12 protein-coding genes and 2 riboswitches are annotated in these 16570 nt (G+C 70.7%); of the genes, 6 read left to right on the top strand and 6 right to left on the bottom strand.

All coding sequences use genetic code 11. The features are described from left to right. Positions 1-31 precede the first annotated feature (31 nt). The 4 genes from AB0C02_RS15455 to AB0C02_RS15440 all read right to left on the bottom strand — a co-directional run bounded on the left by AB0C02_RS15455 (position 32) and on the right by AB0C02_RS15440 (position 4051). Positions 32-790 (bottom strand): SRPBCC domain-containing protein, encoded by a 759-nt coding sequence (locus AB0C02_RS15455; protein ID WP_357548598.1) that lies wholly within the window; start codon positions 788-790, stop codon positions 32-34. Between the two features lie 44 nt (positions 791-834). Continuing rightward, positions 835-1419 (bottom strand): helix-turn-helix domain-containing protein, encoded by a 585-nt coding sequence (locus tag AB0C02_RS15450; RefSeq protein WP_357548595.1) that lies wholly within the window; start codon positions 1417-1419, stop codon positions 835-837. A 125-nt stretch (positions 1420-1544) separates the two neighbouring features. After that, positions 1545-2453, bottom strand: coding sequence for a DMT family transporter (locus AB0C02_RS15445; RefSeq protein ID WP_357548633.1), 909 nt, complete (start codon positions 2451-2453; stop codon positions 1545-1547). A gap of 41 nt (positions 2454-2494) precedes the next feature. After that, positions 2495-4051 (bottom strand): helix-turn-helix domain-containing protein, encoded by a 1557-nt coding sequence (locus AB0C02_RS15440; RefSeq protein ID WP_357548591.1) that lies wholly within the window; start codon positions 4049-4051, stop codon positions 2495-2497. Positions 4052-4186: 135 nt separating this feature from the next. On the opposite strand from AB0C02_RS15440, the gene AB0C02_RS15435 reads away from it, so the two are divergent. From AB0C02_RS15435 to AB0C02_RS15410, 6 genes are all read left to right on the top strand, one after another. Continuing rightward, positions 4187-5449 carry an FAD-dependent oxidoreductase gene (locus AB0C02_RS15435; RefSeq protein ID WP_357548588.1) on the top strand — a complete coding sequence of 421 codons (1263 nt, stop codon included), beginning with the start codon at positions 4187-4189 and terminating at the stop codon, positions 5447-5449. Positions 5450-5730: 281 nt separating this feature from the next. Continuing rightward, complete coding sequence (locus AB0C02_RS15430) at positions 5731-7155, top strand: M1 family metallopeptidase (RefSeq protein ID WP_357548585.1); 1425 nt, start codon at positions 5731-5733, stop codon at positions 7153-7155. A gap of 103 nt (positions 7156-7258) precedes the next feature. Beyond that, a riboswitch (cobalamin riboswitch) is annotated at positions 7259-7473 on the top strand. 212 nt (positions 7474-7685) lie between these two features. Next, positions 7686-10007 (top strand): ribonucleoside-diphosphate reductase subunit alpha, encoded by a 2322-nt coding sequence (locus AB0C02_RS15425; RefSeq protein WP_357548632.1) that lies wholly within the window; start codon positions 7686-7688, stop codon positions 10005-10007. Continuing rightward, positions 9989-11038 carry a ribonucleotide-diphosphate reductase subunit beta gene (locus tag AB0C02_RS15420; protein ID WP_357548581.1) on the top strand — a complete coding sequence of 350 codons (1050 nt, stop codon included), beginning with the start codon at positions 9989-9991 and terminating at the stop codon, positions 11036-11038. Before AB0C02_RS15425 ends, AB0C02_RS15420 begins: the two co-directional genes overlap by 19 nt. 44 nt (positions 11039-11082) lie before the next feature. Then, a riboswitch (cobalamin riboswitch) is annotated at positions 11083-11298 on the top strand. Between the two features lie 125 nt (positions 11299-11423). After that, positions 11424-11936: an acyl-CoA thioesterase gene (locus tag AB0C02_RS15415; RefSeq protein ID WP_357548578.1), complete on the top strand. Its 513-nt coding sequence runs from the start codon at positions 11424-11426 to the stop codon at positions 11934-11936. 3 nt (positions 11937-11939) lie between these two features. Then, positions 11940-12563, top strand: coding sequence for a LysE family translocator (locus AB0C02_RS15410; RefSeq protein WP_357548576.1), 624 nt, complete (start codon positions 11940-11942; stop codon positions 12561-12563). 85 nt (positions 12564-12648) lie between these two features. Here AB0C02_RS15410 and AB0C02_RS15405 read toward each other — a convergent pair whose 3' ends face one another. Beyond that, positions 12649-15462: a M36 family metallopeptidase gene (locus tag AB0C02_RS15405; protein ID WP_357548574.1), complete on the bottom strand. Its 2814-nt coding sequence runs from the start codon at positions 15460-15462 to the stop codon at positions 12649-12651. A 279-nt stretch (positions 15463-15741) separates the two neighbouring features. Beyond that, positions 15742-16452, bottom strand: a complete 711-nt coding sequence (locus AB0C02_RS15400; RefSeq protein WP_357548631.1) for a YcnI family protein — start codon at positions 16450-16452, stop codon at positions 15742-15744. Between the last annotated feature and the right edge of the window lie 118 nt (positions 16453-16570).

Raw genomic sequence — 16570 nt, 5'->3', positions numbered from 1 at the left:
TCAGCCGGGCCGCCTGATCGGTCGCGTACGGTCAGCCGATGGGGAGGGCGTTCACCCAGTGCTGCCAGGCCTGCTCGGCCCGGGTGGGGTCCTGGCCGGGGGCGAAAACGTGGTGGCCGAGGACCAGGACGTTGCCGCGCTCGGTGCCGGAGTGCAGAAACCGGTAGAGCGCGTCGTCGGTGCGAACACCGAGGTAGGTCGGCAGGCCGGCGAGGTCGACGACCCCGTCGATCGGCGGCAGGCCGTCGACGGTGAGCCGGGCCCGCTGCCCCACGGTGACCGGGCCGGTGATGCCGAGCGCGTCGGCCACCGCCGCCCACACCTGCTCGGGAGTTCCGGCCCCGGGACGGAACGCGGCGACCGGGGCACCGGCCCGGCCGGGGAAGTGGACGAGGTAGGCGGCCAACGTCCCCAGGTACATGTCCCAGCCGGCCTGCATCGCCTCGTACTCGGTCTCCCAGTTGTCGCCGAGGATGCCGCTCTGCACCAGCCGCAGCGTCGTGGCGCCCTGCTCGCGGCCCTCGATCAGGTACTCGATGGCGGTGAAGGCGCCCTCCGGCCCGGGCTCGGAGCGGAGGGCGAGCCGCTTGCCGGGCTCCCACGCGGTGACGGTCGCCTGCTCGGTGTGGCCGCCCATGGTGAGGCTGCTCCGGCCGCCCTCGCGCGGCTCCACCTCGCTGCGGCCCATGAACCAGGAGTCGATGCCCGGCCCGGTGGCGATCGCCGCCCACACCTGCTCGGGCGTGGCGGTCAGCTCGATGTCCTTGTGCAACTCGAAGTGGTGTCCCATGATGCGGAGCCCTTTCCTGTGATCCGTGTCGACGGAGGTCATGTTCAGTCGGATTTGAGGGTGGGGTGCAGGGCGAGCACCACCCGGTGCTCGCGGCCGCCGGGGGCCTTCTCGTCGTGGTACTTACCGACCAGGGCGCTGACCGCGGACGCCAGCTCCTCGGCGAACGCGGCCCGATCAGCGGCGGAGGCGAACCGGACGGTGGCGTCGACGCCGAACGTCGCCACCGGCTTCCCGGCCCGGTCCGCGCCGGTGATCAGCGCGCCGACGTCCTGCACGAGCCGGGCGGCGACCGCTAGCAGCCACCGCGCGGACAGCCGGTCCGGCGCGTCGGACGGGTTCGGCCGCACGGCCCCCAGGGCCACCGGCGAGATCACGTACGAGGCCGCGGTGGCCCGCATGACCCGTTCGGTGACGGTGCCCTTGCGCCGCTCCTCCACCAGCTCGATCAGGCCGTGCTGCTCCAGTGCCCGGAGGTGGTAGTTGACCTTCTGCCGGGGGAGGCCGACCCGGGCGGCGAGCATCGTCGCCGAGGCCGGCTCCGCGAGCGCGGCCAGCAGCCGAGCCCGCATCGGGTCCAGCGACGCCTCGGCTGCCGCTGGGTCCTCGATCACCGCGATGTCGAACATGACCCGACTCTCTCACCGACAAATTTTTTTGTCAAGACAAAATTTCTTTTCGGACTCGCCCCGGGGCGGCCGCAACAGCGCCGAGCCGCCGCGGACCACCGGGAGGCGGTCTTCCGCCCGCCCCGCTACGGGGCGTCGTCGGAGGGCTCGTTCACCGGCTCGAGGTGGTGCCCGACGATGTGCGGTGACGCGGCCAGCAGGTACACCGCGAACGTCATCACCCCCAGGCCGACGACCTCGACGGCGAGCGCCGCCGGTGTCAGCCGCAGGGTCCCACCGAGCACGCCGATGCCGATCGCGATACCGGAGAGCGGCTCAGCCGCGGCCAGGGGCGGAAAGGAGACGGACAGCGGAGCGAGGTCGAACGCGCTCTGCGCGAGCAGCGTCCCGATCAGTCCGATCATGAACACGGTGTACGGCTGCCAGCTGGTCAGCAGCGCCAGCAGCCCGCGGGTGGACAAAAGGTGCACGGCCGACTGGGTCAGGGCAGACTGCAGTCCGTAGAGCATGCCTGCCCCGATCGCCAGCATCGGCGCTTCCTGGTTCGGGCGCAGCCGGCGCGCGGAGCGCACGAGCAACAGGGTCAGCGTGCCGATGCCGGCCGCGGCCACCGCCCAGTCCCAGGCTGGTACTCCCTCCGGGTTGCCGGTTCCGGGATGACCCGCCACGATGAAAGCGACCATGCCCACGGTGACGGCCAGCGCGACCCCCCAGTCCCGCGCTCGCAGCGGCCGCCGGGACCACAGCGCCGAGGCGGACAGGGCGAACAGCAGGCGCAGCACCAGGACGGGCTGCACCAGCACGACCGAGCCCCGCCCCAGCGCGGCGCCACTGAGCAGGCCGCCCAGCAGCGTCGCCGCGAGACCCAGCAGCCACAGTCGCTGCCGGACGAGATGCCACAACAGCCCCACGCGCAACGCCAGGCCGTCCGGAGCCTGGAAGGCGACCCGCTGCTGGATGGCCGAGCCGACGCCGAGCAGCAGGGCGGCACCGATTGCCAGGATGAAGACCACCGAAGGGCGTACCCCGCCCACCTCGGTCAAACCACGGATTTTTCGCGCCTTCAGGACGCGGGTCAGGATCCGGGGCGCAGCGCCGCGAGTTGGATCTGCAGTGCCAGCCGGGTGCGCGGGGAGTCGAGATCGACGCGGACGACCTCGGCGAGGCGGCGCAGGCGGTGCCGGAGCGTGTTGGGGTGCACGTGCAACTGCCGGGCCGCCTTGTTCGGGTCACCCTGCTGTTCGAGCCAGGCGGCGACGGTGGCGACGTAGTCGGTGCCGTGCTTCCGGTCGTGGGCGACGAGGTCGGGCAGGGGCCCGCCGACCAGCAGGTCGTCCTGCGGCACCGCGGCGACCACCCGGTGTACGACCACCTCGGCCCAGAGGTCCTCGAACCGCAGCACCGAGCTCCGCTGCCGAGCCGAGCCGTACAGCGCGAGCAGTTCCGCTGCCTCGGCGCGCGATCGCGGCAGGTCAGCCAGGTCCGCGGCGACGCTGCCGGACGCGGCGCGCAGCCCCGGTTCGTGCACGGCGATGTCGCGAATGAGCCGTTCCATCCAGAGCCAGGAGCCGGGCGCCTCGCCCTCATCGACCACGACGGCGAACAGGACGTCCCCGACGTCCGCGATCAGCGGCTGACGCCAGCCGTGGCGGCGGGTGATCGACTCCCACAGGGCCAGGTTGTGCACCATCTCCGCGGTCCCGCCGTGCGCCTCGAGCGCGACGGCCCGCCACGGCCCCGTGGGCAGGCCGAGCTCCTCCCGGCCCATCCGGCCGGGGGCGCGCAGGGCGGCCCGCAGGCGGTCGGCCGACACCCGGCGGGCGACATCGGCCTGCACCCGGAGGCGGAGCAGGTGCAGCGCCAACACGGACGCCGCGCCCTGAAGGTCGCGCAAGCGCCCGTCCGGCACCGGCCCCTCCACGACGGCCCAGATCGAGCCGAGCAGCTCACCTCCGGCACGGATCGGGATCACCAGCCGGGGCAGGGTCCCGTTCGGGCCCTGCGGCACGAAGACCAGCTCGCTGCCCTTCGCAAGCTTGCGAAACACACCACGGGAGCGGAAGTGCGCGATCACGTCGCCGGGTACGCGTCGGCCGACGATCGTCGAGACGCGCGCCGGGTCGGTGCGGTCCTGACGTGACGAGTAGGCGAGCACCCGGGACTGGGCATCCTCGATCGTCACCGGCGCGTCGACGATGGCGGCGGTCGCGTCGGCGAGGGCGAACAGTTCGTCGTACACCCCGGGTGTGCCGGTCTCGGGTGAGCCGGGCGCGGCCGCCCGGTCGATCACCCCGCGGAGCAGCCAGACGAGTTGGGCCCATGACCCGTGGCGCTGCAGCTCGACCAAGGTCAGGTCGCGGTCGGCGGCGGAGGATGTCACGTCGGGGTGCGAGGCGAGCGGGGGTTTGAGGACGAGGCCGGCCGCCGCGGTCTCCGCGCAGCGCTCGATCACGGCGAGCGCCTGGTTCGGCGTCGCGATGCCCGCGCCGAGGACGAGATCGCCGCTCTGGCCGCTCGACGCGTCGTCGAGTTCGGCGAGGGTCACGTCGCGTACTTCCGCCGGTTTCGCGGCGACGACGACCTGAAGCAGGGCAGCGCCGACCGCCTCCACCACGCCAGCCACGGTCATCATGACCACATCATGCCTCGGCGTTGTTCGTTCCGACCAATCGCGGGTATGAGTGTTGGCCGGCCAGGACAATGACGTCTCAGCCTGGCGACGACAGGATTGGGCCCGATCTCAGGTCGCTTGAAGGAGAAAACGGGAATGTCTGCCACCGAGTCCGCACCCGCCCCCCAGCGCGTCGCCATCGTCGGCGCCGGGATGGTCGGGCTGGCCACCGCCTGGTTCCTGCAGGAGCGGGGGGTGGAGGTCACCGTGTTCGATCGCACGGGTGTGGCGGCAGGCGCCTCGTGGGGCAACGCCGGCTGGCTCACCCCCGGCATCACCACTCCCCTGCCCGAGCCGGCCGTGCTCCGCTACGGGCTGCGCGCCGTCCTGAGCCCGTCGTCGCCGGTGTACGTGCCGCCGCGCGCGGACGCTCGGCTGCTGCGGTTCCTGGCGGGCTTCGCCCGGCACAGCACCCCCGCGAAGTGGCGGACCGCGATGCGGGCCTACATCCCGATGAACCGGCGCGCGTTCGAGTCGTTCGACGCCCTGGGGGCCGGCGGGGTCGCGGCGATGACGCACGAGGCGAAGTCGTTCGTCGCGGCGTACCGGACCGAGGCCGAACGGTCGGTCCTGCTGGACGAGCTGGCGCACATCCACGCCGCGGGCCAGGAGATCGAATTCGACGTCCTGACCGGGGCCGAGGCGCGTGAGGTGGAGCCCTCGCTGTCGGAGAACATCGGCGCCGCCATCCGGCTGCACGGTCAGCGGTTCATCAACCCCGGCGAGTACGTGCACTCGCTCGCGGACTCCGTGCGCGCCCGTGGGGCGTCGCTGGTGACCGGGGCGGACGTCGTGGACATTCGCGACGAGGGAGCCGGGGTCCGGGTGGTGACCTCCGCCGGCGCGGACGAGCGCTACGACGCGGTGGTGCTGGCGACCGGCACGTGGCTCGGTGAGCTGGGCCGGCGCTTCGGCGTTCGGACGGTCGTGCAGGCCGGACGCGGATACAGCTTCAGCGTGGCGATCGAGCACGTGCCGTCGGGGCCGGTGTACTTCCCGGCGCAGCGGGTCGCGTGCACGCCGCTCGGCGACCGACTGCGCGTCGCCGGGATGATGGAGTTCCGCAGCGCGGAAGCCCCGCTGGACCGGCGTCGCATCCTGGCCATCGCCGAGGCCGCCCGACCGCTGCTGCGGGGCGCGGACCTGGACGCCCGCGTCGACGAGTGGGTCGGGTCGCGGCCCTGCACCCCCGACGGCCTGCCGCTGATCGGCGCGACCCGGTCGTCGCGGGTCTTCGCGGCCGGCGGCCACGGCATGTGGGGCATCACCCTCGGCCCGCTCACCGGCAGCCTGCTCGCCGAGCAGATGACCACCGGCCGGCGGCCGGCGGAACTGCAGCCCTTCGACCCGATGCGCTGACAACTCACCCGGTGTGCCGGCGGCCGATCGCGGTCGCCGGCAGACCGAGTGTCCACACGATACGGCCGACCTTCAGGCGGGCGGAGCGTCACGACGCTTCGCCCGCCTTTTGTGTTCAGGTAGGCATTCGACCTGGTAGGTCGTGAACAGGCGGTCTCCCACGACGCGGGGCAGGAAACCTCCGTACGAACCCTTGACGAACGCGGGTCTGGTGCGGATGGATAGGTGGTGATCATCTGAGGGCCAGTTTCCCTCCTGGCCTTTCCATAGAAAGGTTCCACATGGCAGCTCCACGCCTGCGTCATACCGCACTGGCCACGGTCGCCCTGATGGTGGCCGGAACCGCAGCGACACCGGCCACGGCCGGTGCGGCACCGGGCAACCCTGGCGCCCCCCGCTACTCCGCCGGCGCTGCGAGCGTCGGCGACCCGTACTTCCCTGACCAGGGGAACGGCGGATACGACGTCCAGCACTACGACCTCAACTTCTCCTACGACCCGGCGACCCGTTTCATGGACGCCACCGCCACGATCACCGCGATCGCCACGCAGGACCTCGACCAGTTCAACCTGGACTTCCGTGGTCCGGAGATCTCCTCGCTGACGGTCAACGGGCACGCCCACGACTTCCGGCGTGAGGGTCAGGAACTGATCGTCACCCCGCGGCCGAAGCTCAAGGCCGGGCAGACGTTCACCGTGGTGGTGAAGTACGCCGGCGTGCCGGGCGTCATCACCGACCCGGACGGGTCGATCGAGGGCTGGGTACCGACCGACGACGGCGCCTTCGTCGCCGGGGAGCCGCAGGGTGCGCCGGCCTGGCTGCCCACCAACGACCACCCGACCGACAAGGCCACGTTCCGGTTCACCGCCAAGGTGCCGGAGGGGCTCACCGCCGTCGGCAACGGCCAGCTTCTCTCCCAGCAGACGAAGAACGGTTGGACCACCTTCGTCTGGGATTCGACCGAGCCGATGGCCAGCTACCTGGCCACGATCACCATCGGCAACTTCGTGGTCACCGAGTCGACCACGCCGAGCGGCATCCCGGTGTACGTGGCGGTCGACCCGCGGCAGGTCGCCGGTTCGGCCAACGCCGTGGCGCAGATCCCGAAGATGGTCGACTTCTTCTCCTCGAAGTTCGGTCCGTACCCGTTCGCCTCGACCGGCGCGATCATCGACCGGGCCCCGAACGTGGGCTACGCCCTGGAGAGCCAGACCAAGCCGATCTTCTCCAGCGCGCCGAGCGTCAGCACCATGGCCCACGAGCTGGCCCACCAGTGGTTCGGCGACAGCGTCTCGCCGAAGCTCTGGTCGGACATCTGGCTGAACGAGGGCTTCGCCACCTACTCGCAGTGGATGTACACCGAGTACACCGGCGGCACGTCGGTCAACTCGACGTTCAACAGCAGCAGCAACTACGGGCGGGCCGCGTCGTCGTCGTTCTGGCAGACCGTCCTCGCCGACCCGGGCCCGGTGGACATGTTCAGCAACGTCCCGTACAACCGGGGCGCGATGACCCTGCACGCGCTGCGCGGCAAGGTCGGCGACGACACGTTCTTCCGCATCGTGCGTCAGTGGACGGCGACCTACCGCCACGGCAACGCCGGAACGGCCGACTTCATCGCCTTGGCCGAGCGGGAGTCCGGGCAGAACCTGCACACGTTCTTCGACGTGTGGCTGTACCAGAAGGGCAAGCCCACCACCTGGTGACGCTGCCCCAGGAGCCCCGCGACCTGTCGGTCGCGGGGCTCCTGCCGTTTCTGGACACGCCAACGCCACATCTGGTGTTGCACTAGCAAGGGCGCGGCCATATATGGTGTCTGGCGCAGCTGGTTCGGCCGCTCTCCGGGCGGTCGAGGCAAGAGGGAACCCGGTGGAAGTCCGGGACTGCCCCGCAGCGGTGAGTGGGAACGACCGCCGTCATCAGCACTGGACCACCCGTGGTCTGGGAAGCGACGGCCAGTAGGAGACCGGTTCCGCCGGTCGTGCCCGCGAGTCCGAAGACCTGCCAGCGCGCGCACGCCCCCGCCGGGGCGTGCGATGGTCCGAGGCCGCGTGGGACGGCCGACGCCACGGGACCCCGCCGTGCCGGCGGGCGTCCGGCGGTGTCCGCTCCCCACGCGCCGAGGGCCATCCGGTCCCGAACTCGCGAGGAGTGAGTAGTGACAGTCACCGAGGTCACCCCGGCCGTCGACGGGGTGCCGTGCGATCCGACCCCGCCCAGTCGACGCCGCGCCCAGATGCACGTCCGCAAGCGCAACGGCGACACCGAACCCGTCGACGTCAACCGGATCGCCCGAACGGTCGAACGATGGACCGGTGACCTGAGCGACGTCGACCCGTTGCGGGTGGCGATCCGTACCCGCGACGGGCTGTACGACGGCGCGAGCACCGACGAGCTGGCGCGGCTCGCCATCCAGATCGCGGCCGAGCTGATCGGCGAGGAACCGCAGTATTCCCGCCTGGCCGCCCGCCTGCTGGCCGGACACGTCGAACAGGAGGTACGCGGGCAGGGCATCGCCTCGTTCAGCCAGTCGGTCCGGCGCGGCCACGCCGAGGGGCTGATCGGCGACGAGACCGCCGCCTTCGTCGCAACGCACGCAGGCCAACTCGACGACGCCGTCGACCCGGCGGGTGACCTGCGGTTCGAGTACTTCGGGCTGCGTACCGTCCACGACCGGTATCTGCTGCGGCATCCGACGAGCCGGCTGGTGCTGGAGACGCCGCAGTACTGGCTGCTGCGGGTGGCGTGCGGACTGTCACACACACCGGCGGAGGCGGTCGACTTCTACCGGCTGATGTCCAGCCTGGCGTACCTGCCCAGCTCGCCGACGCTGTTCAACTCCGGCACCCGGCACACCCAGATGTCGTCCTGCTATCTGGTCGACTCGCCGCGCGACGAGCTGGATTCCATCTATCAGCGGTACGCGCAGGTGGCCAACCTGTCCAAGTTCGCCGGCGGCATCGGCATCGCCTTCTCCCGGGTCCGCTCGCGGGGCGCGCTGATCCGGGGCACGAACGGGCGGTCCAACGGCATCGTGCCGTGGTTGCGCACCCTGGACGCCAGCGTCGCGGCGGTCAACCAGGGCGGCCGGCGCAAGGGGGCCGCCTGCGTCTATCTGGAGCCGTGGCACCCCGACATCGAGGAGTTTCTCCAGCTGCGCGACAACACCGGCGAGGACGCCCGGCGTACCCACAACCTCAACCTGGCCAACTGGATCCCGGACGAGTTCATGCGCCGGGTGGAGTCGGACGGGGTGTGGTCGCTGTTCGACCCGGACGAGGTGCCGGAGCTGCCGGACCTGTGGGGCGCGGAGTTCGACGCCGCGTACCGGGCGGCGGAGGCGCAGGGCCGCTTCGTGCGGCAGGTCCCGGCCCGCGAGCTGTACGGGCGGATGATGCGCACCCTCGCCCAGACCGGCAATGGGTGGATGACGTTCAAGGACGCGGCGAACCGGCTGTGCAACCAGACCGCCGAGCCGGGCAACGTGGTGCACCTGTCGAACCTGTGCACCGAGATCATCGAGGTGTCCAGCGACGCCGAGACCGCGGTGTGCAACCTGGGCTCGGTCAACCTCGCGGCACACCTGACCGACGGCGGCATCGACTGGGCGCGGCTACGGGCGACCGTACGCACCGCGGTGACCTTCCTGGACCGGGTCATCGACATCAACTACTACCCGACCCCGCAGGCGGCGGCGAGCAACCCGCGCTGGCGGCCGGTCGGCCTCGGCATGATGGGCCTGCAAGATGTCTTCTTCGCGCTGCGGCTGCCGTTCGACTCCCCCGCCGCCCGGGAGCTGTCCACCCGGATCAGCGAGGAGCTGTACCTGACCGCACTGGAGACCTCCGCCGACCTCGCCGAACGGCACGGCCCGCACCCCGGCTTCGCGCAGACCCGAGCGGCGCGTGGGCAACTGCAACCTGACCTGTGGGGCGTCACCGGCAGCCAGACCGCGCGATGGGACGCGCTGCGGAACCGGGTGGCCGCGCACGGCCTGCGCAACTCGCTGCTGGTGGCGATCGCTCCGACGGCGACCATCGCCTCGATCGCGGGCTGCTACGAGTGCACCGAGCCGCAGGTGTCCAACCTGTTCAAGCGCGAGACGCTGTCCGGGGAGTTCCTTCAGGTCAACACGGCTCTCGTCGCGGAGCTCAAGGCTCGCGGGCTGTGGACCGAGCGGATCCGGGCGGCGATCAAACGCGCCGACGGGTCCGTGCAGGACGTCGCGGAGCTGCCGGCGGGGGTACGCGAGCTGTTCCGTACCGCGTGGGAGCTGCCGCAGCGCGCCTTGATCGACCTGGCCGCCGCCCGCGCGCCCTTCATCGACCAGTCCCAGTCGCTGAACCTGTTCCTCGCCGCGCCGACCATCGGCAAGCTCTCGTCGATGTACCTGTACGCCTGGAAGGCCGGGTTGAAGACCACCTACTACCTGCGGTCCCGACCGGCGACCCGGATCCAGCAGGCCACCGTGTCGGCCGTCGTGCCAGCGGTGAAGCTCGACGCGGAGGCGCTGGCCTGCTCGCTGGAGAACCCCGAGGCATGCGAAGCCTGCCAGTGACCGCCCCGACCGACACCACCACGGAGATCACACCCATGCTGCTCGACCCCGGGATGGACCTCACCCTCCGCCCGATGCGCTACCCACACTTCTTCGACCGCTACCGCGACGCCATCCGCAACACCTGGACGGTCGAGGAGGTCGACCTGCACGCCGACCTGACCGACCTCGACCGGCTCAGCCCCGCCGAGCGGCACCTCGTCGGCCGGCTCGTGGCGTTCTTCGCCACCGGCGACACCATCGTCGCCAACAACCTGGTGCTCAACCTCTATCAGCACGTCAACAGCCCGGAGGGCCGGCTCTACCTGTCGCGGCAGCTGTTCGAAGAGGCGGTGCACGTCCAGTTCTACCTCAACCTCCTGGACACCTATGTGCCCGACGAGGCCGAGCGCGTCGCCGCCTTCGCCGCCGTCGAGAACATCCCGTCGATCCGGCGCAAGGCCGAATTCTGCTTCCGCTGGATCGACTCGCTGCACGACCTACGCGAGTTGAAGACGCGGGAGGACCGGCGGGCGTTCCTGCTCAACCTGATCTGCTTCGCCGCCTGCATCGAGGGGCTGTTCTTCTACGGCGCGTTCGCCTACGTCTACTTCCTGCGCTCCCGCGGCCTGCTGCACGGCCTCGCCTCCGGCACCAACTGGGTGTTCCGCGACGAGTCGATGCACATGGCGTTCGCCTTCGACGTGGTCGACACCGTCCGGGCCGAGGAGCCGGACCTGTTCGACGACGACCTCGCCGACCAGGTGCGGCAGATGCTCGTCGAAGCCGTCGAGTGTGAGGTGCAGTTCGCCGAGGACCTGCTCGGCCAGGGTGTGCCGGGGCTGCCCCTGGCCGACATGCGCGAGTACCTCCAGCATGTCGCCGACCGGCGGCTGGCGCAGCTCGGCCTGAGCGCACACTACGGGTCCACCAACCCGCTCGCCTTCATGGAGTTGCAGGACGTGCAGGAGCTGTCCAACTTCTTCGAGCGCCGGGTGTCCGCGTACCAGGTCGGGGTGACCGGCACCGTCGCCTTCGACGACGACTTCTGAGCACCGTCGCCCGGGGCGAAAACACCGCCCCGGGCGACGGCGGATATGCTGGCTGCGGCGCTGGTTCGCCCGGCCGTGACAGGCCAGGCGTCGTAAGAGGGAACCCGGTGTGAGTCCGGGACTGCCCCGCAGCGGTGAGTGGGAACGACCGCCGTCATCAGCACTGGACCACCCGTGGTCTGGGAAGCGACGGCCAATAGGAGACCGGCCCCCGGTCACGCCCACGAGTCCGAAGACCTGCCCGCGCCGCGCGCACGAGGTGTGCGCGCTGCCGTCGACCTCGCGGGTGGGTCGGGCGGGTGACACGCCGGACGCAGGTCCGGTGTGGCCTCGACGTGCGCGCCCCTGAGCCGGCGGTCCGCTTTCCGAGGACGGACAGACCACAGTGCCTGACACCACCACGATCACCGGCCGGCCGCCGTCGGCCTCCCACCTGACCCTGTCGCAGATCATGGACCAGCACCACACCAACCTGATGGGCACGGTGCACGGCGGCCGGATTCTCAACCTCATCGACTCGGTCGCCGGTGTGGTCGCCGCCCGCCATTCCGACGGGCCGGCCGTCACCGCGGCCATCGACGAGACGGCTTTCCTCCGGGCGGTGCGGGTCGGCGACGTGGTCCACGTGGACGCCCGGATCACCTGGGCCGGCCGCAGCTCGATGGAGGTGGCGGTCAAGGTCACCGCGGACCGGTGGGACCGGGCGGTGCCACCGGTCGACGTGGCGACCGCCCACCTGGTCATGGTGGCCGTCGACGACGCGGGCCTGCCGCGACCGGCGCCACCGCTGCTCCCCGAGACCGAGGCCGACCGGCGCCGCTACCGCGAGGCGGAGATCCGCCGCAGGCACCGGCTGACCCTGCGGCGCGCGCTGCTCGACGGCGTCGAGGAGGGCTGAGTCATGCTCGGACTGTCCATGGCGGTGCTCGCCGGCTACCTCGCCGCGATCGTGGTCCTGATGGTCACGCCCGGTCCGGACATGATGTTCGTCCTCGCCAATGCCATCCGGTACGGCACCCGGGCGGGAGTTGTGGCCGCGCTCGGCGTCGCCGCCGGCGAGGCGGTGCATGTCGCGGCGGTCGTGTGCGGCCTCGCGGCGCTGGTCTCCGCCTCGCCGGTGCTGTTCGCCGCGATCCGATGGGCCGGCGCGGCGTACCTCATCGTGCTCGGGATGCGGGCGCTGCGCGGCGGCGACGGGCCCGGCACCGCCGCAGCGGCGCAGGATCCTCGGGCCGGCCGGGCGTTCCTGCGCGGGCTGGTGACCAACCTGCTCAACCCGAAGATGATCCTGTTCAGCGTGGCGTTCCTGCCGCAGTTCGTCGACCCGGCCGCCGGCGATGTCACCGCGCAACTGGCGCTGCTCGGCGGGCTGTTCGTCGCGGTGCAACTGGCCGTCGATGTCGCCCTCGGCGCCGGTGCCGGGCGGTTGGCCGGGCGGTTGGCCGACGGCCGGTGGTCGCGACGGATCAACCGGATCTGCGCGGTCGCCTTCGTCGCCCTGGGGCTACGCCTGGCCGCGGGCTGACTCTCTGCCCGCCCTGGCCACGGTAGGGCCGGAGGGAGCGTTCCGTGGTCGGAACGCCCCCTCCGGGTGCTGCTGGTGTTACCGGTTAGTTGAACTTGAAGTAGGCGCGGTGCTGGAACCCGTTGTCGAGAGTCAGGACGAACTCACGGCAGGTGCCGGCCCAGCCCTTGTCCGTCTTCCACGGGTAGCTGTACCGGCCGTTGGCGTTGGCCGACATGCTCTGCCCGTCCGGCGTGTGGGCCGAGACCGGGGTGGGCCGGGTCGGCCCGCTCGGGTTGACGGTCTTCAGCGAGTTGCAGTCCACCAGCCGCGAGTACGGCGAGTTCTCGGCCAGGATGTCCAGGCCCCGGTTGGTGGCCAGCTTGAAGGCCAGCTGCACGTTCGTACCCGCCTTGACGCTGTTCAGCGCCGGCGCGGCCGACTGGTTCAGGAAGTCAGCCCGGCAGGACGGCGGCATGTCGAACGCCTCGGTGTTGTCGTTACGGTTGGTGGTGCCCTGCACCGCGCTGTAGCCCAGGCCACGGCGAGCGAACGAACCCCAGATGATGCAGGAGTTCTCGCCACCGGTCAGCGCCGCGTCCGCGGCGATGATCGCGTTACGGGAGGTCACGAAGCCCGGGTTGCAACCCTGCATCTTCAGCCCGTCGATGACCAGCTGCAGCGCGAGGTTGTTACCACCGGTGTTCCACGCCTCGTAGACGTTCGGGTTGAACCCGTGCCGGTCGACAAGGTTCCAGACCATGTCGTACAGCACCGCCGCCCAGCCGTGACCGATGCCGTGCGGGACAGCCAGGGACGTGCCGTTCAGCCAGCCACCGGTCTTGATGCTGTCGTAGGTGAACGGCTGGATGTCCATGTTCCGCGAGTACGGCCGGGCCCGGATGCCGTCACCCACCCGGCTGTCCTGGAACAGCGCGTACTGCCCGTAACCGCGGGCCTTTTCCGGATCGTCGATCGCGGGGTTGAGCAGGGCGGTGATCGCGAGGAAGTCGCTCCAGCCCTCGCCCTGCTGCTCGTCGCCGTTCAGGCAGTTGACACCCGGGCCACCGGTCAGCCGGAGGGAGACGCCGTGGCCGTACTCGTGGAAAATCGTTTCGGAGCGGAACGAAGCGTCCCGCATCGGCGGCCGGGCCAGGTTCCGGTGGACCTTGCCCGAGGCCGGCAGGCCGGCCTTGATGGTCCTTCCGTCGGCCTGGCTCACCATGACCGCGGGAATCCCGACCGGCGGGTCCATGGAGCCGCTCATCACGACCGGAGCACCAGCGGCGTTGTTGACGACCACCACCGCGGCGGCGCCGGCCTTCTCGGCGTTGACCACCTGGGTGTAGTAGTTGCAGGTGCTGGTCCGGTCGACCACGGCGATCGCGCCGCGGGGCACGCTGTAGGCGGTGCAGCCGTCGCCGGTCGCACCGACGCCGTCGTTGACGACCACCACCTCACCGGCGAAGCCGGCGCTGGTGGGCGCGGGGGTGAACCGCGCGTACTCCGCCTCGTACGTGCCGGCGGCGGAGCCGCCGTCGATCGTCACGGCGTTCGGCAGGCCGAACTGGTTGCCGGGCCAGAGGAACATCTGCATCCGGGGGCGTCCGCCGTCCGCCGCCGGCGTGGAGAAGTTGGCGTTGTTCTCGCCGGAGCCGTCGTGCGCCTCGCACAGCACGTCATCGCCGCCGACGCCACCCCGGCCGTAGTTGTTGACCTGGAAGTTGCCGGAGGCCTCGTTGAAGCCGTAGCGGTAGGTGATGTCGTGGACCATGTTGCACCAGTAGAACTGGTTCACCACGGCGGCCTGGGCGTAGGTCTGCGGATGCTCGTTCATGTCGGCGGTGAAGTTGAAGCTGAGGCTGGCTCCGCCGTCCGGCGCGCTGCCCGGGTCGACCTGGTTGTTGGCGTCCTTGTCGGTGTAGGCGTACGCGTTGTTGCCCCGAGTGATGGTGTATTCGGGGCCCGGCTTGCCGTCGGTGTCGTGCCACCCGTACGGCGACGCGGTCCCGTCCGCCGGGTTGGTCACCACGGTTCGCGGGCCGTCGTTCGGGTCACCCTTCGGGAACTCGAACACCGTGTAGCTCGACCCGTCGACGGCCGGGTTCGGCGGGCTGACCCGGAGGGTCGGGACGCTCGCGGCGGCGACGGTCGCGGCTTGCGTCTCCCGGCGGCCCAGCGTCGTGGCCAGATCCTCCGGGCTGTCGTGGTCGGTCCAGTCGTCGACGTTGAGCAGCTCGCCGGTCTCGGCGTCGACCGCGGCGTTCCAGAGATGGGCGTCGGCAGAATTGTCGATCACCATCTGCCAGGCCAGCCGCAGCCCGTTCTCGGTCTGCTGCCAACCCAGCTTCGCCGGAATCGGCTCATCCGAGATACCCGCACCGGAAACGACCGTAGCCTTGGCCGCGCCGGCGTTGCGGCTCATCACCTTCGCGTTCTTCGGCTTGGCCAGGTCGAGACCATCGGCCGCCGCCTCCACGGCCTCGACCGCGTCCAACGACGCGCTGCCGGAAGCCTTCTCCGCCAGCCCCGACACCAGGCTGTCACCGACGAAGACCACGCTGCCGTCGCGGGCGATGTTCACCGTGCTGACCGCGCCGAAGACGTCCAGCTCCTTGTACCGCTGCACCAGGTTGACGTGCGTCACCCCGGTGTGCTCGCTCGTATAGCTCGACATCACCGACAGGTCCGACACATCCGCGGCACGCACCCCGAAGTCGGCCGGGTGCGCCCGCAGGTACCGCATCGCGATGTCCTTCGGTGCGCCCTCGTTCGGGCCAGTCAGAAAGATCGGGTTCTCCGGAGCCTTCTCCGGAGCAGCCCAGGCAGGTTTCATGGACAACGACGTCAACGACGCCACCAGCGCCGTGGACAACAACAACGCGGCGTTGCGTCGACCACGGGACGGATGCTCAGGCACCGCTGCTCCCTTCGGGGGTTGGACAGGACAGCACGAAGCGCCGTTCCACGACCGCCGCAGCGGCCCGCCATGCCGCTCCGCGGGCGCCCGCCCAGCAGTTACGTTCAGTAGCCATACCGGTGCGGGGTGAATTGCATCGACGCTACGGTGTGGTCTGCGGGCTGATCATCCGACGAGTGGCGGAAGATTCCGAGCAGCAGCTCCTACGCCTGTCGCGGGGCCCCCGCGAAGGAACTGGGGGCGCCGGCCGCCGGTCGCCGACGGCCGGCATCCCGTACGTCAGTCCGCCGCGTTGGTGACGGCGGGTCGCCGACGCCAGGCCAGGAGGCCGAAGGCCAAGCCGGCCAGGCCGGCGACCAGGCCGGCGATGCCGAAGGTGAGCGCCCAGCCGGTGCGGCCGTCGTCGGTGTCGGTGGCGTCGCTGGCCTTGACCGTGGCGACAGCGTTCGAGTCAGCCGCCGGGGTGGCGGCAGCCCCGTGGGCCGAGTCCGCGGACTTGGCGAGCTTGAGGACCGGGGCGGGGTGCTCGACCTCGGAGCCGTCAGTGCTGGGCTCCTCGATCCACCGCACGACCTCGCCGCTGGAGTAGGTCTGCAATGCTTTGAAGATCATCGTATCGGCCTCGGGCAGCGGGCCGGCGGAGATCTCAAACTCCTGGAACTGGCCCGGTTTGATCATGTTGCCGTCGCCCTCGGCCGTCCACGTGATCTTCGACGGCGCCTCTGTCACCTGGCTGCCATGCATCTCGAGAGGCTTTGCGAGCGTCGCCTTCTCGACCTGCACGGTCCATCCCGCCATCGGCCGCACCGACACCGACGCCACCGGCGTGTCGGCCGGCAGGGTCACTTCCAGCTTGGTCGTGCCGGCGTTGTCCCGCTCGTTCGGCACCCGGAAAGCGAGCTTCGCGTAGCCGCCCTGGGTCGCCTCACGCGGGTTGACCGTGACGTGCGCAGACGCCACGCCGACTCCGATGGTCGTTGCGGCAAGCATTCCGGCCACGGTTGCGGCCAGCAGCCTGGCCACCGATCGTGCACGCATCAACAGAACTCCTCGATCACAATGTCCGTACGGGTCGGCCACGCCGCCCGCACGTGGTGGCCGCACGGCC

The organism is Micromonospora sp. NPDC048999 (genome assembly GCF_040649295.1).
GTDB lineage: Bacteria > Actinomycetota > Actinomycetes > Mycobacteriales > Micromonosporaceae > Micromonospora.
The sequence above is the reverse complement of the archived record's forward strand: the minus strand, read 5'-3'. Positions and strand labels throughout refer to the sequence as shown.

Bases quoted from the DNA above. Each gene is read 5' to 3' on its own strand.
- AB0C02_RS15455 (WP_357548598.1), bottom strand. From the start codon at position 790: ATGGGACACCACTTCGAGTTGCACAAGGACATCGAGCTGACCGCCACG.
- AB0C02_RS15450 (WP_357548595.1), bottom strand. From the start codon at position 1,419: ATGTTCGACATCGCGGTGATCGAGGACCCAGCGGCAGCCGAGGCGTCG.
- AB0C02_RS15440 (WP_357548591.1), bottom strand. From the start codon at position 4,051: ATGATGACCGTGGCTGGCGTGGTGGAGGCGGTCGGCGCTGCCCTGCTT.
- AB0C02_RS15435 (WP_357548588.1), top strand. From the start codon at position 4,187: ATGTCTGCCACCGAGTCCGCACCCGCCCCCCAGCGCGTCGCCATCGTC.
- AB0C02_RS15430 (WP_357548585.1), top strand. From the start codon at position 5,731: ATGGCAGCTCCACGCCTGCGTCATACCGCACTGGCCACGGTCGCCCTG.
- AB0C02_RS15425 (WP_357548632.1), top strand. From the start codon at position 7,686: ATGCACGTCCGCAAGCGCAACGGCGACACCGAACCCGTCGACGTCAAC.
- AB0C02_RS15420 (WP_357548581.1), top strand. From the start codon at position 9,989: ATGCGAAGCCTGCCAGTGACCGCCCCGACCGACACCACCACGGAGATC.
- AB0C02_RS15410 (WP_357548576.1), top strand. From the start codon at position 11,940: ATGCTCGGACTGTCCATGGCGGTGCTCGCCGGCTACCTCGCCGCGATC.
- AB0C02_RS15400 (WP_357548631.1), bottom strand. From the start codon at position 16,452: ATGCTTGCCGCAACGACCATCGGAGTCGGCGTGGCGTCTGCGCACGTC.